Source organism: Mesopusillimonas faecipullorum, from assembly GCF_020539505.1.
In the GTDB taxonomy this organism is placed as follows: domain Bacteria; phylum Pseudomonadota; class Gammaproteobacteria; order Burkholderiales; family Burkholderiaceae_B; genus Mesopusillimonas; species Mesopusillimonas faecipullorum.
Map to the genome: position 1 here is coordinate 406354 of NZ_JACDXW010000001.1, position 25567 is coordinate 431920.

General features: G+C 58.8%; 24 protein-coding genes. 16 read left to right on the forward strand and 8 right to left on the reverse strand.

Annotated elements, in window-relative coordinates:
- The first annotated feature begins 38 nt into the window (after positions 1–38).
- From H0484_RS01905 to H0484_RS01975, 15 genes are all read left to right on the forward strand, one after another.
- A complete protein-coding gene (locus tag H0484_RS01905) occupies positions 39–1082 on the forward strand; it encodes an aminoglycoside phosphotransferase family protein (RefSeq protein WP_226952740.1) in 1044 nt (347 codons plus the stop codon).
- Entirely contained in the window at positions 1082–1816 is a 735-nt protein-coding gene (gene murU, locus H0484_RS01910; protein WP_226952741.1) for an N-acetylmuramate alpha-1-phosphate uridylyltransferase MurU, read from the forward strand. Before H0484_RS01905 ends, murU begins: the two co-directional genes overlap by 1 nt.
- 23 nt (positions 1817–1839) lie before the next feature.
- A complete protein-coding gene (locus H0484_RS01915) occupies positions 1840–2544 on the forward strand; it encodes a hypothetical protein (RefSeq protein ID WP_226952742.1) in 705 nt (234 codons plus the stop codon).
- 46 nt (positions 2545–2590) lie between these two features.
- Positions 2591–5245, forward strand: a complete 2655-nt coding sequence (gene leuS / locus H0484_RS01920; RefSeq protein WP_226952743.1) for a leucine--tRNA ligase — start codon at positions 2591–2593, stop codon at positions 5243–5245.
- A 4-nt stretch (positions 5246–5249) separates the two neighbouring features.
- The gene (locus tag H0484_RS01925) at positions 5250–5921 is read left to right on the forward strand and encodes an LPS-assembly lipoprotein LptE (protein ID WP_226952744.1); all 672 of its coding nucleotides are present in this window, start codon (positions 5250–5252) and stop codon (positions 5919–5921) included.
- Between the two features lie 10 nt (positions 5922–5931).
- On the forward strand, positions 5932–7008 hold the full coding sequence (gene holA, locus H0484_RS01930) for a DNA polymerase III subunit delta (RefSeq protein WP_226952745.1): 1077 nt from the start codon (positions 5932–5934) through the stop codon (positions 7006–7008).
- A gap of 29 nt (positions 7009–7037) precedes the next feature.
- Positions 7038–8318 (forward strand): glutamate-5-semialdehyde dehydrogenase, encoded by a 1281-nt coding sequence (locus H0484_RS01935; protein WP_226952746.1) that lies wholly within the window; start codon positions 7038–7040, stop codon positions 8316–8318.
- A 58-nt stretch (positions 8319–8376) separates the two neighbouring features.
- Positions 8377–8793, forward strand: coding sequence for a CopD family protein (locus H0484_RS01940; protein ID WP_226952747.1), 417 nt, complete (start codon positions 8377–8379; stop codon positions 8791–8793).
- A gap of 11 nt (positions 8794–8804) precedes the next feature.
- Positions 8805–10445 carry a THUMP domain-containing protein gene (locus H0484_RS01945; RefSeq protein ID WP_226952748.1) on the forward strand — a complete coding sequence of 547 codons (1641 nt, stop codon included), beginning with the start codon at positions 8805–8807 and terminating at the stop codon, positions 10443–10445.
- A 125-nt stretch (positions 10446–10570) separates the two neighbouring features.
- Positions 10571–10762: a hypothetical protein gene (locus H0484_RS01950; protein ID WP_226952749.1), complete on the forward strand. Its 192-nt coding sequence runs from the start codon at positions 10571–10573 to the stop codon at positions 10760–10762.
- Between the two features lie 181 nt (positions 10763–10943).
- Positions 10944–11483 (forward strand): RDD family protein, encoded by a 540-nt coding sequence (locus tag H0484_RS01955; RefSeq protein WP_226952750.1) that lies wholly within the window; start codon positions 10944–10946, stop codon positions 11481–11483.
- Positions 11484–11574: 91 nt separating this feature from the next.
- Positions 11575–12927 carry an AMP-binding protein gene (locus H0484_RS01960; RefSeq protein ID WP_226952751.1) on the forward strand — a complete coding sequence of 451 codons (1353 nt, stop codon included), beginning with the start codon at positions 11575–11577 and terminating at the stop codon, positions 12925–12927.
- A gap of 31 nt (positions 12928–12958) precedes the next feature.
- The gene (locus tag H0484_RS01965; RefSeq protein ID WP_226952752.1) at positions 12959–13480 is read left to right on the forward strand and encodes a gamma carbonic anhydrase family protein; all 522 of its coding nucleotides are present in this window, start codon (positions 12959–12961) and stop codon (positions 13478–13480) included.
- A gap of 39 nt (positions 13481–13519) precedes the next feature.
- Positions 13520–14440, forward strand: a complete 921-nt coding sequence (hslO, locus tag H0484_RS01970; protein WP_226952753.1) for an Hsp33 family molecular chaperone HslO — start codon at positions 13520–13522, stop codon at positions 14438–14440.
- 45 nt (positions 14441–14485) lie between these two features.
- Positions 14486–15490 (forward strand): TadE/TadG family type IV pilus assembly protein, encoded by a 1005-nt coding sequence (locus tag H0484_RS01975; protein ID WP_226952754.1) that lies wholly within the window; start codon positions 14486–14488, stop codon positions 15488–15490.
- Here the strand turns inward: H0484_RS01975 and ftsB are convergent.
- The 8 genes from ftsB to H0484_RS02015 form a co-directional block, all read right to left on the reverse strand.
- Positions 15487–15843: a cell division protein FtsB gene (ftsB, locus tag H0484_RS01980; protein ID WP_226952755.1), complete on the reverse strand. Its 357-nt coding sequence runs from the start codon at positions 15841–15843 to the stop codon at positions 15487–15489. The two genes, H0484_RS01975 and ftsB, sit on opposite strands and share 4 nt — an antisense overlap.
- Positions 15844–15870: 27 nt before the next feature.
- Entirely contained in the window at positions 15871–17157 is a 1287-nt protein-coding gene (gene eno, locus H0484_RS01985) for a phosphopyruvate hydratase (RefSeq protein ID WP_226952756.1), read from the reverse strand.
- A 120-nt stretch (positions 17158–17277) separates the two neighbouring features.
- Positions 17278–18120 carry a 3-deoxy-8-phosphooctulonate synthase gene (kdsA, locus tag H0484_RS01990; protein ID WP_226952757.1) on the reverse strand — a complete coding sequence of 281 codons (843 nt, stop codon included), beginning with the start codon at positions 18118–18120 and terminating at the stop codon, positions 17278–17280.
- A 12-nt stretch (positions 18121–18132) separates the two neighbouring features.
- Entirely contained in the window at positions 18133–19776 is a 1644-nt protein-coding gene (locus tag H0484_RS01995; RefSeq protein ID WP_226952758.1) for a CTP synthase, read from the reverse strand.
- A gap of 103 nt (positions 19777–19879) precedes the next feature.
- Positions 19880–21673 (reverse strand): aminopeptidase P family protein, encoded by a 1794-nt coding sequence (locus H0484_RS02000; RefSeq protein ID WP_226952759.1) that lies wholly within the window; start codon positions 21671–21673, stop codon positions 19880–19882.
- Position 21674: 1 nt separating this feature from the next.
- The gene (locus H0484_RS02005; RefSeq protein WP_226952760.1) at positions 21675–22328 is read right to left on the reverse strand and encodes a 3-oxoacid CoA-transferase subunit B; all 654 of its coding nucleotides are present in this window, start codon (positions 22326–22328) and stop codon (positions 21675–21677) included.
- Between the two features lie 12 nt (positions 22329–22340).
- Positions 22341–23039 (reverse strand): CoA transferase subunit A, encoded by a 699-nt coding sequence (locus tag H0484_RS02010; protein WP_226952761.1) that lies wholly within the window; start codon positions 23037–23039, stop codon positions 22341–22343.
- 85 nt (positions 23040–23124) lie between these two features.
- Positions 23125–23643: an acyl-CoA thioesterase gene (locus H0484_RS02015; protein WP_226952762.1), complete on the reverse strand. Its 519-nt coding sequence runs from the start codon at positions 23641–23643 to the stop codon at positions 23125–23127.
- 221 nt (positions 23644–23864) lie between these two features.
- On the opposite strand from H0484_RS02015, the gene H0484_RS02020 reads away from it, so the two are divergent.
- A complete protein-coding gene (locus H0484_RS02020) occupies positions 23865–25511 on the forward strand; it encodes an electron transfer flavoprotein-ubiquinone oxidoreductase (RefSeq protein WP_226952763.1) in 1647 nt (548 codons plus the stop codon).
- The last annotated feature ends 56 nt before the right edge of the window (positions 25512–25567 follow it).

Below are 25567 nucleotides of genomic sequence, written 5' to 3' on the forward strand. Positions count from 1 at the left end.
CGCCTCTGCGCCGCACGTTCCGCTTACGGTAGCCCCTCTTGAATCCGCCTTCCGATACCCGCCTGCCCATTGTCCAGCAATGGCTTTCCAGCTTGCCAGCCCATCTGGGGATTGACATCACCAGCCTGCGCCCTGCTTCCAGCGATGCCAGTTTCCGCCGCTATTTTCGCGTTAACAGCCATGGCAATACTCGGATCGTTATGGACGCCCCGCCCCCCCAGGAAGACTGCCGGCCCTTCTTGCATGTGAGCCGCCTACTGCAAAGCGCCGGTCTGAACGTGCCCGAAGCCTTGGCTACCGACCTGGATCAAGGCCTGTTGCTGCTGACCGATCTGGGCCCAGCCACCTACTATGACACGGTCTCGCGCCACGATCTACCGGATCATACGCTGCAGCTTATGTACCGCGACGCCATTCAGGCTTTGGTGCGTATGCAGCAGGCCGGCACCCGAGGACTGCCTTCTTACACCGAAGCCAAATTACTGCAAGAGCTAGAGCTCTTCCCGCAATGGTATGCGCAAAAGCATTGCCAAGCCACCTTGACGGCCAGCGAATCAGACATGCTTGCCTCTATTTTTGCAGAATTGGCGCGCGAGGCCGCTGCGCAGCCTACCGTCTTCGTGCATCGCGACTTCCATTCACCCAACCTGATGTACTGCCAACGGCCGGAACATGGCTCGAATCCCGGCATCATCGACTATCAAGACGCTTTGTTAGGCCCTATTACCTACGACTTGGCTTCTTTGGTGATGGATGCACGCACCACCTGGGAAGAGCCCATGCAGTTGGACTGGGCGATTCGTTACTGGGAAGCCGCACGCAAGGCAGGGCTGCCCGTGCCAGAGGATTTCGCCGACTTGCACCAGTCTTACGAGCAGATGTCACTGCAACGCAACCTGCGCATTCTGGGTGTCTTTGCCCGACTCTGGCACCGCGATGGCAAGCAGCAATACCTGGATCACATACCGCGTGTCAGCGCCTATGTGCGCCAAGTTGCGGTGCGCTACGACCGTTTTCTCCCACTCCTGCGTTTGCTTGATCGCCTGGAGTCGCGTCAGACCATTACGGGCTTCACTTTCTGATGCGAGCCATGATACTGGCGGCGGGGCGCGGCGAGCGCATGCGCCCCCTGACCAACGCTCTACCCAAACCTTTGCTGCGGGCGGGCGGGCGGCCACTGATACTCTGGCATATTCTGCGTTTGTCGCGTGCCGGTTTTCACGACATCGTCATCAACCACGCGTGGCTGGGCCATAAACTGGAACAAGCGCTGGGGGATGGGCGCCAGTACGGTGTCCGTCTGCATTATTCGGCGGAAAGCACCGCGCTTGAAACCGCGGGTGGCATCGCCCATGCCTTACCCCTGCTGGGCGAATCCCCCTTCTTGGTGATTAACGGCGACGTTTGGTGCGACTGGCAGCCACAGCAGGCGCGAGCGCTGGCGCATGGCCTAAGTCCCAAGCGCGACCTGGCTTGCCTCCTGCTGACCGACAATCCTGCGCACCATCCCCAAGGCGACTTCCTGCTAGATCCAAACGGGCGCGTGCACGACCCCCGCGCCCGGCAAACCGTAACATTCCGTCCCCAGACACATCTAACGTTTACAGGCATAGGCGTGTATCATCCAGCACTGTTTGCTGGCGTGCGCGCCGATCAACCCGCCCCTTTGGCGCCGCTTCTGCGTAAGGCTATGCAGCAAGGTCAAGTAGCCGGCGTTCACTACCATGGCGCTTGGATGGATATCGGCACCCCTGCGCGCCTGGCCGACTTGGATGCCAGGCTACAAGCTCAGGCATCCTCTCTACATACATTCTGACGATAGACCACAGGAAACCCAAGATGGCTTTATTTTCCTCCCGGAAGCCCGTCGTCTTCCAACACTCTGCCTATGGCGCCACGCGTCGTCGGCGCGGCGTACCGCGCTGGCTGATGCTGATTTTGACTGGTATCGCACTTGGGGCCGGAGGCGTGTTGTTCTTGCAGTCCAGCTACGGACCACCACGTTTGACGGCCGAGGAATCCCAGCAGCTGCACCACGACCTGAACGCGGCCAACATCGAGAAACAGCGTCTACAAGCCCAGTTGGATCAGTTTTCACATGGCCAACAAGAAGCGCAAAGCAATGCCTCGCGCTTTAAGGCCGAACTGGATACCGCCCGCGCCCGCGTTGCCGAGCAACAGGCCAACATCACAGCGTTGATCGACAGCATTCCGGCTGATCCTCGCGGCACCTCGCCCGGCATTTCTTCGGCCACGTTCCGCAACGTCGAGGGCAATCTCGACTATCAGTTGCTGATCATGCAGGATTCGGCCGACAAACCCGAGTTCAATGGCAAGATGACGCTGGTCGTCGAAGGCGTCTATCCAAATGGCCGCGTAGCCACCATCAATCTGGACCCTATCCCGTTCACGGTGGGCCATTATGGTTTTGTCCGGGGTCAGGTGCCTCTGCCCAATGGCATGCGGGCTCGTCTGGTCACCGCTCGCATCACCGAAGGCGAAGATACACGGCTGCGCGCCACGCGCACGCTGCGGGTACGCTAAGCGCATCTATAATGTCGGGTTCATGACTCACTCTTGATCCCGACCCATGCTGGAACGCTACCAACCCGTCGACGTAGAATCCGCCGCCAGACAAGACTGGCAGACGCGCGACGTTTATCGTGTCACCGAAAACGCCGCCGGCGCCGACGGCAGCCCCAAGCCCAAGTTCTACGCCTGCTCCATGCTGCCCTACCCCAGCGGTAAGCTGCATATGGGCCACGTGCGCAACTACACCATCAACGACATGATGACGCGCCAGTTGCGCATGCGGGGCTACAACGTGCTCATGCCCATGGGCTGGGATGCTTTCGGCATGCCTGCCGAGAACGCCGCCATCAAGTCCAAGGTGCCGCCCGCCAAATGGACATACGACAACATCGCCTACATGAAAAAGCAGATGCAGGCGATGGGCTTGGCCATAGACTGGTCACGCGAAATCTGCGCTTGCGATCCCAAGTATTACAAATGGAACCAATGGTTGTTCCTGAAAATGCTGGAAAAAGGCATCGCCTATCGCAAGACCCAGCTGGTTAACTGGGATCCTGTCGACAACACCGTGCTTGCCAACGAACAGGTCGTAGACGGTCGCGGTTGGCGCTCTGGTGCCCTGGTCGAAAAACGTGAAATCCCAGGGTATTACCTGCGCATCACAGACTACGCCGAAGAGCTGCTCAGCCACGTGCAAAACGGGCTTGAAGGCTGGCCCGAGCGCGTGCGCCTGATGCAAGAAAACTGGATAGGCAAGAGCGAGGGCGTGCGCTTTGCCTTTACACACGATATCCGCGACGCACAGAATCAGCTGATACAAGATGGCCGTCTGTACGTCTTTACCACGCGTGCCGACACCATCATGGGGGTCACGTTCTGTGCGGTTGCCCCCGAACACCCCTTGGCGACCCACGCAGCGCAAAGCAACCCCGCGCTGCAAGCCTTTATCGAACAGTGCAAGCTGGGCGGCACCTCCGAAGCCGACATGGCGGCACGCGACAAAGAAGGTCTGCCCACGGGTCTGAAGGTGCGTCACCCCCTCACGGGCGAAGAAGTTGAAGTCTGGGTGGGCAATTATGTGCTCATGAGCTACGGCGACGGCGCCGTTATGGGGGTTCCCGCCCACGACGAACGCGACTTTGCCTTTGCCAAAAAATACCAGTTGCCCATCAAGCAGGTCATAGGCGTCGAAGGCAAAACCTACGATGACGCTGCCTGGCAAGACTGGTATGGCGACAAGCAGCAAGGCGCCACCGTCAACTCCGGCAAGTACGACGGTCTGGCGCACCACGCCGCCGTGGATGCCATTGCCACCGACCTCGTAGCCATGGGTCTGGGTGCCAAGCAAGTCACGTGGCGCCTGCGCGACTGGGGCGTCTCGCGCCAGCGCTACTGGGGCACACCTATCCCCATCATTCATTGCCAAAGCTGCGGTCCCGTTCCTGTCCCCGAAAAAGATCTGCCGGTGGTGTTGCCCGACGATCTGATTCCTGATGGCAGCGGCAACCCCTTGGCCAAACACGAAGCCTTCTTGCGCTGCCAATGCCCCAAGTGCGGTGCCGATGCCCGCCGTGAAACCGACACCATGGATACCTTCGTGGATTCGTCCTGGTATTTCATGCGCTACACCGGTGCCGACAACCAAGACGCCATGGTCGATGCTCGCAACGACTACTGGATGCCCATGGATCAGTACATCGGAGGCATCGAGCACGCTGTCATGCACTTGCTTTACGCTCGCTTCTGGACAAAAGTCATGCGAGACCTGGGGCTGGTCAAGTTTGATGAGCCTTTCACTCGCTTGCTGTGCCAAGGCATGGTGCTTAACCATATTTACTCACGGCGCAACAGCAAGGGCGGCATAGAGTATTTCTGGCCCGAAGAAGTCGAAAACGTACATGATGAAAAAGGCGCCATCGTAAGCGCGCGTCTGCGCAGCGACGGTTCTCCCGTCGACTACGGCGGCATCGGCACCATGTCGAAGTCCAAAAACAATGGGGTAGACCCGCAATCGCTCATCGACACCATGGGTGCAGATACGGCCCGCCTGTTCGTCATGTTCGCCAGCCCGCCCGAGCAAACCCTGGAATGGTCTGACTCAGGCGTCGACGGCGCCCATCGTTTCCTGCGTCGTTTGTGGTCGTTCAGCCATAAGCATCACGACACCGTGACACAAGCGCTTGCCGGCCAAGCCGATTGGTCGCAAGCAGATGCCGCCGCAAAAACGCTACGGCGCGAAACCCACACCATCTTGCGCCAGGCCGATTACGACTACCAGCGCATGCAGTACAACACCGTGGTCTCCGCGTGCATGAAGATGCTTAATACGCTTGACTCAGCCACTACCGATACCGAGCCCGCACGCCAGGCGTTGGCCGAAGCACTCAGCATCTTGCTGCGGGTGTTGTACCCCGTCGTTCCGCACATCACCTGGACACTCTGGCGTAATCTTGGGTATGCCGACAAATTCGGCGACTTGCTCGACGCCCCTTGGCCCCAGGTGGATGAACGCGCCCTGGAAACCGACGAGATCGAGTTCATGCTGCAAGTGAATGGCAAACTGCGCGGCACACTCACCGTCTCCGCACAGGCCGACAAGGCCGCCATCGAGCAAGCAGCCGCCTCGCACGAAGCCGCCGTCCGCTTCCTCGAAGGTCGCACACCCAAGCGTGTCATTGTCGTTCCCGGCAAACTCGTTAACGTCGTAGGCTAAGCATATGCATCTCCACCTGCCCTGGTTCGCTTCCCACTCGCAAGGCATGCAGCGGTTTGCGCTGGGGCTGGTGTCTGCACTCTTGGCGCTTACCCTGGCCGCCTGCGGTTTTCATCTCAAAGGCACCACACCACTGCCCTTCGACACGCTCTACACCAACATCTCTGACAACGATGCCTTTGGCATGCATTTGCGCCGTGTCGTGCTGGCCGCCTCGCCCAACCTTCGTTTCACCGAAACCCCAAAAGACGCTCAGGCCGTACTTACGCAACTAAGCATGCGCGAGGACATGCGCGAGATCGCCATCGGGCCTGATGGCTTGGTCGAAGAGTACGAGCTCACCCTGATTTACAGCTTCCAGCTGACCGATGCCAAAGGCAATATGCTGCTGCCACCGACCACCCTGGAGTCGCGCCGCGAAGTGCCTTACGACTCCTCTGCCCTGGCTGCCAAACAAGGCGAAATCAGCAACCTCTTCTTTGATATGCGTCGGGGCATGGCTGACCGCATCGTGCGCAGGTTGACATCGCCGCAGGTGATCGACGCCTACCTCAAGTATCAAGCCGAAGAGCCTGCCGCGGTCGTCGAACCGCTGATACGCCAGCCCAAGCTGGAAGAATCCCCAAGCAGCACCTTGCCCACGCCCACGCGATACGGCGTCCCTGTGTACCGCTAAGGAGGCTGCCATGGGGCGCCGCCTCTCCTTATCCGACCTGAACCGGCAGCTTGCCGCTCAGCCAGCTTCGCTTGATCCGCTATATGTGCTGTCAGGCGACGAGCCTCTGCTATTGACCGAAGCGGCCGATAGTTTACGTAGCGCCGCCAGTGCCGCCGGTTTCAGCCAACGCACCAGCCTGATGCTTGATGCACGCAGTGACTGGAGCGCAGTGCTGGCGGCCACCCAGAACATCTCGCTCTTTGGCGATCAGACGCTGCTTGATTTGAAACTGCCCAGCGGCAAGCCCGGCCGAACCGGAGGCGACACGCTGGTACAACTGGCCTCTTTACTTGAAAGCGGTGCCATAGCGCATACCCGTGTCGTGCTGACGCTACCCCGGCTGGACAAAGCCACGCGCACCAGTAAATGGTGCGCCGCCTTGCTGAACATCGCCAGCTTGGTCGAGATCCCCACCATAGAGCGCGCCGCACTGCCCGAATGGATAGGCCAACGTCTGGCCCGCCAGAAACAAACCCTGGGGCGCGATAGCTTGGAGTGGATGGCCGACAAGGTCGAAGGCAATTTGCTCGCCGCCCATCAAGAAATCATGAAACTAGGCTTGCTGTATGCCGAAGGGGCCCTCACCCACGAGCAAGTCGAGCAAGCCGTACTGGACGTCGCGCGATACGACGTCAACACACTGCGCCAAGCCATGCTAGACGGGCAGGCCCGCAGGGCGCTGACGGTATTGGACGGCCTACGCGCCGAGGGCGAGGCATTGCCTCTGGTATTATGGGCGGTTACCGAGGAACTCCGTGCGCTCGCGCAATTGGCCCATGCCCAAGCCAAGCGCGGCGACATCGCTGCGCTGCTGCGTCAATTGCGTGTATTTGGCCCACGCGAAGCTTTACTCAGGCAAGCCGTAGGTAAAGCTCCTGCGGGTTTGTGGTCAACCGCCTTACTGCATGCTCACGATATCGACCGCTTGATCAAAGGGCTGCCCACCACCGGTCGCCTGAACGACGCCTGGGAAGAACTAACCCGGCTGGTCGCCCGCATAGCAGTGGTCTGCTCGGCCCGTCGCTCGCCACGCCCCTCCCGATAGTTTCATTCAAGCAGTTACCAGGAACCGCCATGTCCACCGCCGCCTCCGCCAACTCGACAGCCGCTGAAGCAGCCCTGAAGCTGGGTCGCCAAGCTCGCCAAGCCTCTCGCATACTCATGAGCGCCCCCGACGCGCTCAAGTCGCGCGCGTTGTTGGCCATGGCCGACCTCATACAAGAGAACCGCGAAGCGCTGCAAGCCGCCAACGCCAAAGACCTCGAAGCCGCCCGAAATAACGGTCTGGACTCTGCCCTGGTCGAGCGTTTGAAACTGTCCGACAAGGCTCTGGAAACCATGATGGCAGGCCTGCGTCAGATCGCCGCCATGCCCGATCCCGTCGGCAGCCAATCGGGCTCTACGCTGCGTCCCAACGGCATGCGCGTGGGGCAAATGCGCGTTCCTTTGGGCGTCATCGGCATTATTTACGAGTCGCGCCCCAACGTCACCATAGATGCGGCTGCCCTCTGCCTCAAATCCGGCAATGCCGCTATCTTGCGCGGCGGCAGCGAGGCCTTTCATTCCAACCAAGCCTTGGCTCAGGTCATTCAAGCCGGTCTCGAGGCGGCGGGCTTACCCAGCCATGCCATTCAGGTAGCAGGCACCACCGATCGCGCGCTGGTGGGCGAACTGGTCACGCTAACAGACTATATAGACGTCATTATTCCGCGCGGGGGCAAAAACCTGATTGCACGCCTGGCCGCCGAGGCCAAAGTGCCATTGCTGAAGCACCTGGATGGCAACTGCCACGTCTATGTCGACGAATTTGCCGATCTGGATAAAGCCAACAATATCGCCTTCAATGCCAAGACTTATCGGTACGGCATTTGCGGCACCATGGAAACGCTGCTGGTACACCAGAACATCGCCGCCGCCTTTTTGCCCGCCCTGGCCCAACGCCTCATCGCTCACGGCGTCGAACTGCGTGGCTGCGAGCGTGCCCAGGCCTTGGTGGCCGACATGAAGCCCGCCACCGAGGCCGACTGGGAAACCGAGTATTTGGCACCTATACTTGCCGTTCGTATCGTAGACGACATGGACAGCGCCATCGAACACATCCATCGCTGGAGCTCGGGACATACCGAATCCATCGTGACCGAAAACCTGGCCAAGGCCACACGCTTCCAGCGCGAAGTAGACTCCAGCTCGGTTTATATCAATTTACCCACTTGCTTTGCCGACGGTTTCGAATACGGCTTGGGTGCCGAGATCGGCATTTCCACCAATCGTCTGCATGCACGCGGGCCGGTGGGTCTGGAAGGCCTTACCACTTATAAGTGGGTGCTGACAGGCGACGGCCAACTGCGCGGCTGACCCATCAGGGCCGGTTCGCAAGGGCCCGGGTTTCGTTATTCCGACAGGTAAGACCACCATGCTTTGGATCAAGACTTTCCACCTGCTGTTCGTGATCTCGTGGTTTGCAGGCCTATTTTATTTGCCGCGCCTGTACGTCAACCTGGCACAGGCAGTACCGCCCGAGACATATACCCACCTGGTGGGTATGGCTCGTAGGCTGTACCGATTCATGACCATCTTGGCGGTTCCCGCCATTGTGCTGGGGCTGACCTTATGGTTGCATTACGGACTGGGGCGTGGGCAAGGCTGGATGCATGCCAAGCTGGCTGTAGTGCTGTTACTGGTGCTGTACCATTTTTGCTGTGGTCGTATGCTGCACAGCTTCGCCGAACATCGCAATACTCGTAGCGCCCGCTTTTACCGCTGGTTCAATGAAATCCCGGTAATACTGCTGCTGATTGTCCTCATTCTGGTCGTCATTCGACCTTTCTAAGCCCTCTGATCATGTCCGACGAAAAAAAAACCGGCGCCACCCTCACGCTCAAGGCTCGCCCCGTCAGTAAAGACGACGAGGCCACCACTGCGCGCAACCGATCGGGCTCACGCGCACGTCGTGTAGAGCAGATGGCACGGCAACAAGGGCAGGAAGCCAACAAAGCGGCCTCCCCCACCAGTGCCGCTCCAACGCCCACCGAAGGTCGCGGCCAGCAACCCCGCATCGAGCGCAAGGCGCGAGCCGAGCAGCCGGGACGTCCAGAACGTGCTGCACGCGGCGAACGAACAGAACGTTCCGATCGCCCCGCACGTCAACAAGATCGCGGCGATCGCACAGAACGCTCCGCCAGCTCGCGTACCGATGCCCCCACGCGCCCTGCCCGCACCGGGCAGTTCGAGCGCGCTCGCGACGCATCGCCACGTCACGCTTATGCCAATCGGCCTGACTCTGCCCGCACACCGCCAGAGCGCCGTGCTCGTCCCGCTACCCGCCAGATTCTCGGTTACGAAACCGTATTTCAGGTGTTCACGCCCTGCCCTCAAGGCCTGGAAGCAGCGCTTGCCGAAGAACTGCAAGCGCTGGGTTTCGAAGCGCAGGCCGGACGGGCCGGATGCCATCTGAGCGCAGATTGGCATGGCATTCAACGCATCAATTTATTCTCTCGGTTGGCAACGCGCGTGCTGGTCAAACTTTCCAGCGCACCAGTACAAACCGAAGACGATATTCTCGAACTGGCGCGGGCCACGCCCTGGGAGCGCTGGTTTGGTCCTGAACACAGCCTGCGGGTAGACACCTCGGCGGTGCGCAGCCCCATGAAAAGCCTGCAGTATTGCAATCTGCGCGCCAAAGACGGCATTTGCGACCGCCTGCGTGAGCGGGAAGGCGCACGCCCAGATATCGATACCGTGCGTCCTGACGCCCGCGTTCATCTTTTTCTGGACGAACACAGCGCCACGCTTTACCTGGATACTTCGGGCGAATCCCTGTTCAAACGGGGCTGGCGCCTAGACAAGGGCGAAGCCCCCATACGCGAAAACCTGGCAGCCGGCATGCTGGCATTATCTGGCTGGGAAACCGATCAAGCCCTGATGGACCCTTTCTGCGGCAGCGGCACCATACTCATAGAAGCCGCCTGGAAAGCCATGGGTATGCCGCCCGGCATCATGCGCCCCTTCGCATTCGAGCGCCTGCGTCACCACGACCGGCAAGCTTGGTATGCCTACAAAGACCAAATGCGCAGCCAAGCGCGCCAAAACGCACTCACCGCCCCCCTGCTCGGTATTGAGCTGAACCCCGACAGCGTGGCTGCCGCCCGAGCCAATGCCAGCCGGGCGGGCCTGGGCAGCGGTCAGATCCAATTCCGTGTGGGCGATGCCTGCGAAGCCCTCCCCCCAGCGGAGTCGGGCTGGATCGTCACCAACCCGCCTTACGGCGAGCGTTTGCCTACAGACGACCCAGAGCTTTGGTCGCGATGGGCCAGCCACCTGAAGCGGCACTTTAGCGGTTGGCATGTCAATGCTATCTCCAACGATTTGCAACTGCCCCAAAGAATGCGTCTGCAACCGAAAAGGCGGCACCCTCTATATAACGGCGCACTGGATTGCCGTCTTTTCAGCTTTGATATGGTGACAGAACGCTACGAAGGTTGATGAACGACGCTGTCTAGCCTAAGTGTTAGTGCAGCGCAACATATGGCTTGCATGTTCCTAGGGATAACCCTATAATAGGGTTATCCCTGATCGAAACGATCAATACATCATGTAGAGAGGCCATCATGATCAACCTGAATAGCGAAATCCACCTGACCGACGAACTCGAGCGCCAATTGATGCAACAAGCCATGGAAGAACAGGCTCGCTTCAAGCCCGGCACCTCGCTGAAGAATCTGTTCGTCAAGTTGTCGCAAGGCCGCAAATCCGCCAAGGCTGACGCTGTCGTTACGCGCGAAGCCAAACACGCGATCTAAGTCTGACCGCAGCAGTTCACCGTCACCTTTATTGACGGTAAGGGCATTCCAGGCAGCAACACGTCTGATGTCATCATCGCAAGCCGCCCCTCAGGGCGGCTTTGTCATGCTGGCCCCGACAGCGGCTATACGCTTATCGGGGATAATAGCGGGCTGATATTGCCCTTCCTACCTTGCCGCCATGACCGACCCTAAGCCTTACGACGCTTCAGCCATGCCCGATGCCACGCGTTGGCGCCGTTTCTCCAGCATGATGTATGAAGGCGTTCTGCTTTTCGCCGTGGTCTATCTGGCCAGCTATCTTTTTGACACGCTCACGCAAAGTCGCAGCGGCATGACGCTGCGCCCGGCCCGACAACTCGTGGTGTTTTTGGCGATAGGCGTCTATTTCGTCATGAGCTGGCGATACAGTGGCCAAACCTTACCCATGAAAACCTGGAATCTGAGGCTGGTGGAAAACAACGGCCAAGTGCCTCGGCCACGCAGACTGGTATTACGCTACTTATTGCTATGGCCCGTACCACTGCTGGCAGGCCTGCTCATCAAAGCACTTTCCTGGTCCACCGGCTTAGGTGCGCTAGACCTGCTGATCGTCCTGACACCCTTTTCCATCTTTATCTGGACGTGGTTCGACCGCGACCAACGGTTTTTACATGATCGCGTGTTAGGCACACGCCTGGTGGTAACACCCAGCAAACGTAAAACCCCGGATAAACCCTAGGCAAACGCTTGGATACAAGTGGGGGGATTGCACAGAAGCCGCTTGTCGTTCATGCTTGTAGGCTGGTTGAGCCAGCATCTTCCCTTGCACCTTGTTGAAGACCGCCTACACAATGACCGACCAATACGCAGCCCTGTATGCATCCTATCAGTGGCTCGTGCCGTCCCAGATGAACATCGCACAAGCGTGTATACACCGCTGGGCCGAGAATTCCCACGAAGGGCGGCGTATAGCCTTGCACGTGGAAGACGAGTTCGGACAGGGTGTCAGCTGGTCTTACCAGCAGCTATCCGACATGGCACACCAGCTAGCCAATGGGCTGTTGCGCATGGGGGTTCAGCCCGGCGACCGCGTGGTCGTAGCCATGGCACAGCCGGCACAATTTCTTGCCGCTCTAAGCGCCGTACTCGATGTAGGCGCCGTTGCCGTACCGCTTTCCACCCGCATGAGCGCCGCCCGTCGCATACGCTGCGTGCGCGATGCCAAAGCCCGAACAGCCTTGGTCGATGCTTCTTCCGGCCCAGAACTTCTGCAATCGCAAGCGCAATGCCCCGAGCTCATCCAAGTCGTCGGCTTGGGCTTTACCCACGACGACATCATCCCCTGGCGCACCCTGCTGGCACGCCAACCCACCACATTCAAACCTCGCCTCACCCGGGCTGACGCCCCCGCCCTGCTGCTATTCGATATCGCGGATAAGCACGTGGGCCAGCTATTCAGCCATCAAGCGCTAATCGGTGCCTTACCAGGGTTCGTCTGCGCCCAAAGCTGGTTCCCTCAAGCCGGTGATTCCCTTTACACCAGCCTGGACTGGTGCAGCACCGAAGGTTTATTGGGTGGCGTATTGCCCGCGCTTTATTTTGGCCGGCCATGTATTACAAGCTTGGCCCCCAACTTAGGGCAGCATTGCTACGAGATTCTCGAGCGCTACCGCGTCAGCAATCTGCTTGTCGACATCCAAACCTTGCTGCGACTGCAAGCCACCCTTCAAGCACAAGACACCCGCCCCCGCCTGGCTTTGCGCGCCATTGCGCTACAAGCGCCTCCTACCGCCAACACTTCTTTGCTGGAATGGTGCCAACGTGAACTGGGTGTGCAGCCTGATGTCCTGTTCAGTCTTCCCCAAGCCGTTGCAGTCATCGGTCAGGCTCACGAAAAATGGCCAAGCCAAGCGGGCAGCATAGGTCGCCCTTACCCAGGCCATTTGGCAACCGTGCTAGATTCCCAAGGCCACCCCAGCCCTGCCGGCGCTCCCGGTGAGCTCGTCCTGAACCGTTACGACATTCAGGGGCACTCCGACCCCGCCCGCCATCTTGGCACCTGGAAGCCCGACGGCACATGGGTCGAGCCGGAAGGCGATTGGCTGCATACCGGTCTTGGGGCTTATATAGACAAGCAAGGCGACATCTGGCTCGTCGACGCCCTTCCTGTTTCTGGGGGATAATCACAGCTTGTGATTCCCTCAGGAGCCCCGTATGGCGCTGTATGAGTATGACGGCCACCGCCCCGCCATCCACCCCGACACTTTCATTTTTGACAGCGCCGACATCATAGGCCGTGTCACCCTCGAAGCTGGCGCCAGCGTCTGGAGCAACGTCAGTATTCGCGCCGACAACGACATCATCCATATAGGGCGTAACAGCAACGTCCAAGAGGGCAGCGTTTTGCACGTCGACCCCGGCACCCCCCTGTTGATCGGTGAAAACGTCACCATAGGCCACCAAGCCATGCTACATGGCTGTACCATAGGAGATGGCGCACTGATAGGCATGCAAGCCATCGTGCTCAATCGCGCGCGTATTGGTCGAAACTGCCTCATTGGTGCCGGCGCCATCGTACCCGAAGGCCGCGAAATACCCGACAACTCTTTGGTTATCGGCATCGGCAAAATCGTACGCGAACTCACCCAAGAAGAGATCGCCGACCTGCATCGCAACACACAAAGCTATGTTGACCGCGGCCAAGAGTTTCGCAGCCGCCTTAAGCGCCTGAACTGACGCCACTTTTTTCCTTTTTTACGCATTTCCCTGTTTTCGATGAGCGACTTTCTACAAAAGCTTCTATCCGCCGATCGCAGCACACGCATACAGATCGTCAGCCTAGAGCAATCCTGGCAAACCGGTCTTGCACATCAGCACTATCCCGAATGCGTGCGCAATCTGCTGGGCGAACTGGTTAGCGCCGCCGTATTGCTCACCTCCAACATCAAGTTCGAGGGCTCGCTTATCCTTCAATTACAAGGTGATGGCCCTGTTGCGCTTATCGTGGTCGAATGCGACAGCGAACTCAATATTCGCGCTACCGCCACTTTGCGCGAAGGTCAGCCTATCCCCGAAGACGGTAATCTTCAGCAGCTTATGAACGCCCAGAATCAAGGGCGCTTCTCGGTCATTCTTGATCCTCGCCGTTCTGATAGCAATATGAGCACCTACCAAGGCATAGTGCCCCTGGAAGGCGATACCGTAGCCGAAGTGCTGCAAGCTTATATGCACCATTCCGAACAGCTGGATACGCGTCTGTGGCTGGCCGCCGACGGGCAGCGTTGCGCCGGCTTGTTACTGCAACGCCTGCCGCGCGAGGGCGGTCATGCCCAGTTGGACGATACCGTGGACCAAGACGATTGGGATCATCTGCTCGCCCTGACGTCTACCCTTACCCCAGACGAGCTACGCCAGTTGGATGCACAGGCTTTGCTGCACCGCCTATACTGGAACGAGTCACTGACTGCCTTCGAACCTCAAGGGGTACGCTGGTGGTGCCCTTGTACACGCGACCGCGTAGCCAATATGCTGCGCATGCTGGGCAAACATGAGCTCGAAGATCTGCTTACCGAGCGTCAGCAAATAGACGTATCGTGCAATTTCTGCGGCAAGCCTTATCGCTTCGATGCCATAGACTGTACCCAGCTCTTTCTCGACGCTCAAGACACCCCTCCTTCCTCGTCTAGTCCGCAGTAGTTCCCACAATCGACGGGCCCCTCGTCCCCGCCCATACTGTTCGGTATGGGCGTCTACCTTTCTTCTTTCCGGTTCAAACAAAAAGGTAGCGGCCTGGCCGAATTCGGCTTGGCCGCTGTGCTGCTGCTTGCTATCGGGCTGGGCACCGTCGAAATCGCACACTGGATGGCGGTACGCCAAGTGCTGAGCCTGGCCTTGCAACAAGCCGCACGCACAGGCGCCGTCAACCATGGCCACCCTGGCCAGATTGCCGAAAGCTTCGAAAATGCCTTGCTTCCACTATTTACACCGGCGGCCTCGGCACAACAACGTCTGCATCAACACCTGGAAGCCGTTCAAGTTCAGCTAGGGGCCCCAGCTTGGCACATGGCTGTTCTAAGCCCGCATCTTGCAGCGTTCAACGAATTCGACCCGCCTGAACCCTTCGCCGGTGCCTCGGTCGGCACGCCTGCAACGCTATCCCTTTTATCCGCAGCGCATCATCTACGGCGCATAGACAACGATTATCAAGATCTGCAACACAGAAGATATTTGGCTCGTGGCTGGCCTGAAGGCCGAGGTCCCGGCTCAGCACAAACCATTTACGAAGCCAACACCCTTACGCTGGCACTCATCTATCCTCATCGCCCTTTGCTTCCTCTCACCCGCCAGTTATTGCGATTATTGCCTGGGGGCTCGGCAAACTACGCGGCGCGCATCTTAAGCCAGGGCTACTTGCCCTTAAGCCGAAAAATCAGCCAGACCATGCAAAGCCACCCGGTACGCTGGCCCAGTCTAGCGTCGGGAAAAATCACCTACGACATGACAGGCCCCAAGCTGGCGGATATGGGCCAGGCTTGCCCAGGCTGTCACCACGATAGTGGCGGCCAGCCAAGTCCGGGGGCGGGCTCGAATACAAGCGGGGGCAATACAGACATTGGCCCAGGCATCAGCGATGCGCCTGGCGCTGGGCAACTGCCCAGCACGGGAATAGCCCCAGCACCAGGCGGTGCTGAGGATGCGCCGATAATGGAAGATCTGTGTGGGATTGCCTTGTGTTGCGCAGACTAACGTTGCGCCGGTCGTGGGGTATTGGGCCGTGGAGTATTGGTGGCCGGCGCCGCACGACGCGGCGTTTGCGGCCTGGCCTCGTTAGGCGCCAGCAGTTGCACGAAGACTTCGCCCTCGCGTATCAGGCCAAGCTCGCCACGGGCGCGCTCTTCGACAGCCTGGGTGCCTGACTTAAGATCCTGAACTTCGGCGGCCAGCGCATTATTACGCGCCGTGAGCGCCGCATTGACCTCGTGCTGTTCGGTGATTTGCTTGCGTAACTCGTGTACGCGCAGCCAGCCACCCTTGCCCCACCATAAGGGGTATTGGATGGCGGCTGTCAGCAAGGCCAGAGCGATCAGCAGCAGTCTCATAGCAGGATTCTGGCCCGTGCTCCGTGATTAACGCAAGTTATAGAAAGCAGCGCGACCAGGATAGGACGCAACTTCGGCCAACTCTTCTTCGATGCGCAGCAACTGGTTGTACTTGGCCATACGGTCGGAGCGCGAGAGCGAACCCGTCTTGATCTGCATGGCATTGGTAGCCACGGCAATATCGGCAATGGTGGCGTCTTCGGTTTCACCCGAACGATGCGACACAACGGCGGTATAGCCGGCACGCTTGGCCATCTCGATGGCAGCGAAGGTCTCGGTCAGGGTGCCGATCTGGTTGATCTTGATAAGGATGGAGTTCGCAATGTTGCGATCTATGCCCTGCTTGAGGATCTTGGTGTTGGTGACGAAAAGATCGTCGCCCACCAACTGCACTTTCTTGCCCAACTGCTTCGTCAGAATCTCCCAACCTTCCCAATCGTTTTCGGCCATGCCGTCTTCGATGGAGATAATGGGGTATTTGTCGCACCAGGTAGCCAGCAGGTTGGAGAAATCCTGGGAGGACAAAGCAATGCCGCCTTCGCCCTGCAGATGGTATTTGCCATCGCGATAGAACTCGGTGCTGGCGCAATCCAGGGCCAAGGCAATCTGCGAACCGGCTTCGTAACCTGCGTCGCTAATAGCCTGCAGAATCAACTGGATAGCCGCTTCGTGGTTGGCCACGTTAGGCGCAAAGCCGCCCTCGTCGCCCACCGCCGTGGACATGCCCTGGCCATCGATGATTTTCTTGAGCGCATGGAAGATTTCGGCGCCCATACGCAGGGCTTCGCGGAAGCTGGACGCCCCCACCGGCATAATCATGAACTCTTGCAAATCGAGCGAATTGTTGGCGTGTGCCCCACCATTGATGACGTTCATCATGGGTACCGGCATCTGCATGGGGCCGCTGCCGCCAAAATAGCGATACAGCGAAAGACCGGAGTCTTCAGCCGCCGCACGCGCAACCGCCATACTGGCCGCCAACATGGCATTGGCGCCCAGGCGTTCTTTGTTCTCGGTGCCGTCCAACTCGATCAAAGTGCGATCGATAAAGGTTTGCTCTTGCGCGTCCAGGCCCATGAGCGCTTCGGAGATCTCGGTGTTCAAGTTCTCGACTGCACGCAACACGCCTTTACCCAAATAGCGCGACTTGTCGCCATCACGCAATTCTATGGCTTCACGCGAGCCGGTGGAAGCGCCGGACGGCACGGCCGCACGGCCCATGGCACCGGATTCGAGCAGAACGTCACATTCGACGGTGGGGTTGCCGCGCGAGTCGAGGATTTCGCGCCCGATGATGTCAACAATTGCACTCATGGTAGATGGATACGCCTGATTGGATAGTAAAAATCTTGCCCGCTTTGAAAAGCAGGCGGTGAATAGTAGCCTGATGCCCGATTGTACTTTGCCAAGGCCAACAGGCCTTGGCCGCAGTGCTTATTCGAACAAGGCCTGTTGCTTGACCACCCGGTCTATTTGCACCAGTGACGCCAGCAAAGCCTGGATCTGATCCAGCGGCACCGCATTAGGGCCGTCGGACATGGCATGCTCGGGATCGGGGTGGGTTTCCATGAACAGACCTGAAATACCCACCGCTACCGCCGCACGCGCCAACACAGGCACAAACTCGCGCTGGCCACCGGAACTGCTACCTTGCCCGCCCGGCAGCTGCACCGAGTGTGTGGCATCAAAAACGACCGGACAATCAGTTTCGCGCATGATAGCCAGGGAACGCATATCGGACACCAAATTGTTGTAACCAAAAGAGGCGCCGCGTTCACACACCAAGATATTGCTGCCGTCTCCGCCGGCTTCGATAGCTGCGGCGCGCGCCTTGCGCGCTACCTGCAGCATATCGTGCGGAGCCAGAAACTGGCCTTTCTTGATGTTGACGGGTTTAAGCGTAGCTGCGCACGCACGGATAAAGTCGGTTTGGCGGCATAGGAAGGCCGGCGTCTGCAAGACGTCGACCACATCTGCCACTGCCTTGACCTGGTCTTCGGTATGGACGTCAGTGAGCACCGGGACCCCAAAATGCGCACGTACGTCGGCCAGTATTTGCAAGCCTTGTTCCATACCTGGGCCGCGAAATGACTCGCCCGAGCTGCGGTTGGCTTTGTCGAAAGAGCTTTTATAAACGAACGGCACCCCCAGGGCGGATGTGATTTCGCACAGGCGCCCCGCCGTCTCGAAAGCCAGTTCGCGCGATTCAATAACGCAAGGGCCGGCTATGAGGAAAAAGGGATGCTCGAGCCCGACTTGGAAGTTTCCGATGTTCATGGTTGTTGGCCCTTAACCGCGCTTGAGTTGGTGCTCCAGTGCCGCCCGGATAAACTGGGTGAACAGGGGATGCCCGTTGCGCGGCGTGGAGGTGAACTCGGGGTGGAACTGCACTCCCATAAACCAGGGATGGTCGGGAAGCTCCATGATTTCGGGAAGCTGTTCGGTGGGCGTACGCGCACTGATCACCAAACCGGCTTCTTCAAGCTTGGGTACGTATACGTTGTTGACTTCGTAGCGGTGACGATGACGTTCGTAGACTTCTGCACCATACACCTGGTAGGCGCGGGTACCCGCCTTCACAGGGCAACGCTGCGCCCCTTTACGCATGGTGCCGCCCAGGTCGGAAGAGGCATCACGACGCTCGATCTGGCCTTCGCGGTCTTGCCACTCGTTGATCAGCGCGACCACAGGGTGCGGCGTACCAAGGTTGAACTCGGTACTGTTGGCGTCTTCGAGGCCTGCCACATGGCGGGCGAATTCGATAACGGCCAACTGCATGCCCAGGCAGATACCCAGGTAGGGCACACCGTTTTCGCGAGCATAGCGAATGGCGGCTATCTTGCCCTCGGTACCGCGCTTGCCGAAGCCGCCTGGCACCAAAATGGCGTCAAGGTGAGCCAGGCTGTCTGTACCTTCGGTTTCAAGGCTTTCGGAGTCTATGTATTCGATGATGACGCGCGAACGGGTGTGTATGCCTGCATGCACCAAGGCCTCGGACAAAGATTTATACGACTCGGTCAGGTCGACATATTTACCCACCATGCCAATGCGCACTTCACGGCTGGGGTGTTCGAGAGAGTCGACCAGCTTGTCCCACACACTAAGATCGGCCGGGGGCGGAGTCAAGCCCAGCGCATCGCACACCAGGTTGTCTAAACCTTGCTTATGCAGCATGGCCGGTATCTTGTAGATGGAGTCTGAATCCCAGACCGATATCACGGCATCCAGCGGTACGTTGGAGAACAGGGATATCTTGGCGCGCTCGTCGTCGGGGATGGGCCGATCGGCACGGCACAACAAAGCATTGGGATAAATGCCGATTTCGCGCAGTTTTTGTACCGAGTGCTGCGTGGGCTTGGTCTTGAGTTCGCCGGCAGAGGCAATAAAAGGCACCAAGGTGAGGTGCACGAAAGCCGCCTGATTACGCCCCAGGCGCAGGCTCATTTGGCGAGCTGCCTCAAGGAAAGGCAAGGACTCGATATCGCCAACCGTACCGCCGATCTCGACAATGGCCACATCGGCCTGGCCGTCCCAGGCAGCTTGGGCGCCACGTTCGATGAACGATTGGATTTCGTTGGTGATGTGCGGAATGACCTGCACCGTCTTGCCCAGATAGTCGCCACGACGCTCTTTGCGCAGCACCGATTCGTAGATCTGGCCGGTGGTGAAGTTATTGAGCTTGCGCATGCGCGCAGAGATAAAACGCTCGTAGTGGCCGAGGTCGAGATCGGTTTCAGCACCGTCCTCGGTGACGAACACTTCACCGTGCTGGAACGGGCTCATGGTGCCCGGGTCGAGGTTGATGTAGGGATCCAGTTTAAGCAACGTAACCCGAAGGCCACGCGACTCGAGAATGGCGCCCAAAGAAGCAGCAGCAATGCCCTTGCCCAGCGAGGACACTACCCCACCCGTGACAAATACGTATTTGATCATCGCGATGACGCCCGGCTTGACCGGGCGGGAGTGGGAAATTGGAATTATAGCCGAGGCGTAGGCACCTGCTTCAAGCCTGGCACGAGCTTACTGCTGTTCTTACTTAGATGGCTTGCGTTCTTTCCTGTAGCCAAGCCAAGGCCGGCCCGGTCACCCAAGGTGCCAAACGCTCTCGCACCAGCGTGTGGTAATCGTTCAACCACGCACGTTCGCCGGCATCAAGCAGCGTGCGGTCTATGCAACGCGTGTCTATGGGACATAGCGTCAGGGTTTCGAAACGCAGAAACTGACCGAACTCGGTTTGCTGGGCCGGTACGCAGGCCACCAGGTTTTCTATGCGTATGCCCCAGCGCCCCGGACGGTACAGGCCTGGCTCGTTGGAGGTAATCATACCCGGGCGCATAGCAGACTCGGGCCGCACCGGCGAACGATAGGAAATGGACTGAGGACCCTCGTGCACATTCAGGAAGTACCCGACCCCATGACCGGTGCCATGCCCGAACTCCAGGCCCGCTTGCCATAAAGGTTGGCGCGCCAAGGCGTCTAGCATGGGCCCGGGCGTACCTGTGGGGAAAACCGCGCGCGAAAGCGCAATCATGCCTTTAAGTACAAGGGTGAAATCCTCTTGGTGCGCTTGGGTAATGTTGCCAACCGGCACGACGCGCGTGATGTCTGTCGTGCCCCCCAGATACTGCCCACCCGAATCGATCAACAGCAGCCCGTCGGAGTCGATAAGCGAATAGGAATCAGGGCTAGCCTGATAATGCGGCATGGCGCCATTGGCGTTGAACGCCGCTATGGTAGAAAAGCTGGGGCTGACAAAATGCTCACGACGCGCACGGGCTGCCGTGATTTGCTCATCTACCGTCAACTCCGTTATGGGTTCGCGGCCCAGTGCAGACTCGAACCAGGCGAAGAACTCGCATAATGCGGCGCCATCTTGTTCCATCGCGGCACGCACGTGCTGCAACTCGGCTTCTGTTTTGCACGCCTTTTGCAACTGGGTGGGATTAGGCGCATGCACCAGCTTGGCTTTTACCCCTGCTAGCACCCCCGCAGTCACACGGGCCGGGTCCACCAGCACCGCCTCCTGGGCTGACAGGGCACGCAAAGCCGATAAAGCCTGTTCGTAGGGCAACAAACGGACGCCGTCTTGCGCCAGGCGTTCGGCCAAGGCGCTATCCACTTTGCCCTCGGCCACGAACAAACACGCTTCGTTGGGCCCCACCAACAGATGGGACAAAAACACCGGGTTGTAAGAGACATCGGCACCGCGCAGGTTCAGCAGCCAGGCAATGTCGTCCAAGGTGGACACCCAGTGCCACTGTACGCCCTTGCTCTGCATCACTGCCCGCACCGCTGCCAGTTTTTCCGTACGGCTGCGGCATGCGTAAGGCATGAGGTGCTCGTAAACCGGCGCAGCCGGCAAGGCGGGCCGTTCAGCCCAAACCTGCCCGGCAAGATCCAGGTCGGTGACCCAAACCAAGCCGGCGGCCTTCAGGGTTTCGCCCCACGCAGCTGCAGCATCGACACTGATGGTCATGCCATCCACCGCCACCCTTGCCCCGGCAGCCAGGTTTTGCGCCAGCCAAGCCGACGGCGCGGGCACCTCTGCCGCCCCCGCGCGCATCAACAGAATGCCGGTGCCCGCCAGATCGTGCTCGGCCTGCTCCCAATAGCGACTATCCGTCCACAAGCCCGCTTGTGTTTGTGTAACGACCAAGGTGCCGGCCGACCCGGTGAAGCCCGAGAACCAGGCTCGTGCCTGCCAATGCTCGGGTAGATATTCCGACAAATGCGGATCGGAAGACAGCACCACACATGCCGACAAGCCTTGAGCGGTCATGAGGGACTGCAAGGCCGCAATGCGGGCGGCGTAGACGGTATCGTGTTGCATATTAGACCAGTGCGGAAACGTCCAGTTTGGCGGGTGTCTTGGCCTTGACCTCGTCAACCGTGACGCCGGGCGCCAATTCAATCAGTTTGAGGCCTTGCTCGCCGACTTCCATGACGCACAAATCGGTAATGATCAAATTCACCACCCCCACGCCGGTTAGCGGCAAGGTGCACGCTGGCAACAGCTTGGCTTCTTCGGTGCCATCTTTTTTGCGGGCCACATGCTCCATCAGCACGACGACTCGCTTGACACCGGCCACTAGGTCCATGGCGCCGCCCATGCCCTTGATCATCTTGCCGGGAATCATCCAATTGGCCAGGTCTCCGTTTTCGGACACCTGCATGGCCCCCAGAATAGCCAGGTTGATTTTGCCCGCACGAATCATCGCGAACGAATCCGCCGACGAAAAGAAAGAAGACCCCGGCAAAGTCGTGACAGTCTGCTTTCCCGCATTGATCAAGTCGGGGTCGATCTCGCTTTCGGTGGGGAACGGGCCTATGCCCAGCAAACCATTCTCGGACTGCAGCCAGACTTCCATGCCGTCAGGCACGTGGTTGGCCACCAAGGTGGGCAAGCCTATGCCCAAGTTCACATAAAAGCCGTCCTGCAGCTCGCGCGCCGCACGTGCGGCCATTTCATCACGATTCCATGGCATGTCGGTTCTCCTTCAGGCGCTGCGCACAGTGCGCTGCTCTATGCGTTTCTCGGGGCTGGCATTAACCACAATGCGGTGTACATAAATACCCGGCAAGTGGATGGAGTCTGGGTCCAGTTCTCCTGTTTCGACCACTTTCTCGACTTCGACCACCGTCAGTTTGCCGGCCATGGCGACATTGGGGTTGAAGTTGCGCGCTGTCTTGTTGAAGATCAGATTGCCACTGCGATCCGCCACGTGCGCCTTGACCAGCGACACATCGGGTAGCAGAGCGTGTTCCATGACGTACTGCTCGCCGTTGAATTCGCGGATTTCTTTACCGTCGGCGACAATCGTGCCCACCCCGGTGCGCGTAAAGAACGCAGGAATGCCCGCCCCTCCTGCCCGCAATTTCTCGGCCAGCGTGCCCTGGGGCGTGAACTCCAGCTCAAGCTCTCCGGACAGATACTGACGCTCGAATTCCTTGTTTTCGCCCACGTAGGACGAAATCATTTTTTTAATCTGTCGGGTTTCCAGCAGTTGACCCAGGCCAAAACCATCGACCCCGGCGTTGTTGCTGATGCAGGTCAGTTGCTTAACACCCGAGTCACGCAAACCCGCGATCAGGGCTTCTGGAATTCCACACAGGCCAAAGCCTCCCACGGCGATGGTCATCCCGTCTGCGACGATACCCTGCAAGGCAGCGTGCGCATTGGCATACACTTTATCCATGTCTCTCCATCCTGAAAATTGACTGTTTTCACCAGTTTTGATTCAAACTCTGCCCCAGGCAATTCCGCCCGGCCGGAAGCTGCATTTATTCTTGAGACGCCGTTTCGGTAAGCACGAAGCATGTGGCAAAACGCCTTAGCTCGTCTTCGGACCAAGGCACCGCCTGCCCCGTGTGTACATCGGTGCATACGATAATGTTTGCACCCCGCACGTAAACTTCACCCGGCGCTTCTTGGGTATCAATAATGAAATCGAAGGCCATGCTGCTGCGCCCCAGGCGTTTAAACACCAAGCTAACCACAGCCGTCGCGGGATAAGTCATAGGCTTCAGGAAGTCGGATTCCATATGCACCAACAATGAAGCCCTGTCGCCCGGCACCGGTATACCGGCCAGCGCATAGAGCTGCGCACGGGCTTCATCGATATACCGCATATACACGGTGTTATTGACATGGTTGAGGGCGTCGAGATCGCCCCAACGCACTGGCAATACGATCTGAAACACCCCACCCGCTTGCGGCACAGCCGCCTGACCGACTTCTTGCATCACAAATGCCTCTTGCTTGCCTGAAAATGCTTGTGCAAAAGTATAACGGCTGCTCACACCCGCCTTCCATCACACACTTTAGCGTTTTCCGCCCTACAACGACTATCGTTATCCGGCATGCCTGTCATCCGCTTTACGCATAAGCTCATAGCGCAAGGCCGCAACTCTTATAGAAGACTTAAACCATGTAGCAGCGACTACAGTACAATCTGGGAAATGTGGCCTATGCCATCGGGCAAACGGCAAAAACCAATACGATCCTCAGGAGAGAGCAAGCTATGGCCGAGCGCGAATCCATGGAGTACGACGTTGTCGTCGTCGGAGCGGGCCCCGGTGGCCTGGCGACCGCCATCCGCCTCAAACAACTCGCCAAAGAACGCGGGCAGGACATCAGCGTCTGTGTGCTGGAAAAAGGCGCCGAAATCGGTGCCCATATCCTTTCCGGCGCAGTCATGGACCCTCAAGCCCTTACCGAACTGATCCCCGACTGGAAAGAAAAAGGCGCCCCCCTGGACACCCCGGTCACCGAAGACCGTTTCATGTTCCTGACAGCCAAAGGCGCTCGTACCACCCCAAACTGGATGCTGCCGGCCTGTTTTCATAACGAAGGCAATTACGTCGTTCGTTTGGGCAATGTGGTGCGCTGGATGGGCGAACAAGCCGAAGCCCTCGAGGTCGATCTTTTCCCCGGTTTTGCCGCCGTCGAAATCCTGTACGACGACCAAGGCGCTGTGCGCGGTGTTGCCACCGGCGACATGGGCGTGGCACGCGACGGCAGCCACACGGGTCACTATCAGCCCGGCATGGAACTGCACGCCCGCTACACCGTCTTTGCCGAAGGCGCTCGCGGCCAACTGGGGCGCCAGCTTATCGAACGCTTCAAGCTCGACCAGGGCCGCAATGCACAAAGCTACGCCATAGGCCTGAAAGAACTCTGGGAAGTCGACCCGGCGCAATCTCGCCCAGGTCTGGTCGTTCACACGGCGGGCTGGCCTCTGGATTCCGACACCTACGGCGGCTCCTTCCTTTATCACCTGAAAGACAATCTGGTCGCCGTCGGGCTGGTGGTGGGCCTGGATTACGCCAATCCCTGGTTGTCACCCTTCGACGAATTCCAGCGTTACAAGACCCATCCGGCGATTCGCCCCACCTTCGAAGGTGGCCGGCGCTTGGCCTACGGTGCACGCGCCTTGACCGCAGGCGGCCTGATGGCCTTGCCCAAGTTTGAGTTTCCCGGCGGCGTTATGGTGGGCTGCGAAGCAGGCTTCCTGAACGCTTCGCGTATCAAAGGCAGCCACGCTGCCATCAAATCCGGCGCCCTGGCTGCCGAAGCCATCTTCGACGCCGTCGCCGCCGACCGCCGCAGCGACGAACTGAATGCCTATTCCAAGGCTTTCGAGCGTTCCTGGTTGCACGAAGAGCTGAATAAAGCTCGCAATTTCAAGCAATGGTTCAAGAAGGGCCGTACGGTTGGCACCCTGATGACGGGTGTCGAGCAACTGTTGTTGAAGGGCAAGATGCCTTGGTCCTTGCGTAATGACAAACCCGATTACGCCAGCTTGCAACCCGCTGCCGAATGCGCACGCATCGATTACCCCAAGCCCGATGGCAAGATCAGCTTCGACAAACTCAGTTCGGTGTTCATTTCCAACACCAACCACGAAGAAGATCAACCCGTACACCTCACGCTCAAAGACGCTTCCATTCCTGTCAGCGTCAATCTGGCCAAGTACGGCGGCCCGGAATCGCGCTACTGTCCAGCAGGCGTTTACGAGTTCACCAAAACGGATACCGGCGACGACCAGCTGCAGATCAATGCCCAGAACTGCGTGCACTGTAAGACCTGTGACATCAAAGACCCCACCCAGAATATCGTGTGGGTAGCCCCGCAAGGCGGCGAAGGCCCGGTCTACAACGGTATGTAGTCAAAATTGCCGGCTTGGCTACCGGCACTAAAAAAGCCGAGAGTGAACCTGATTCA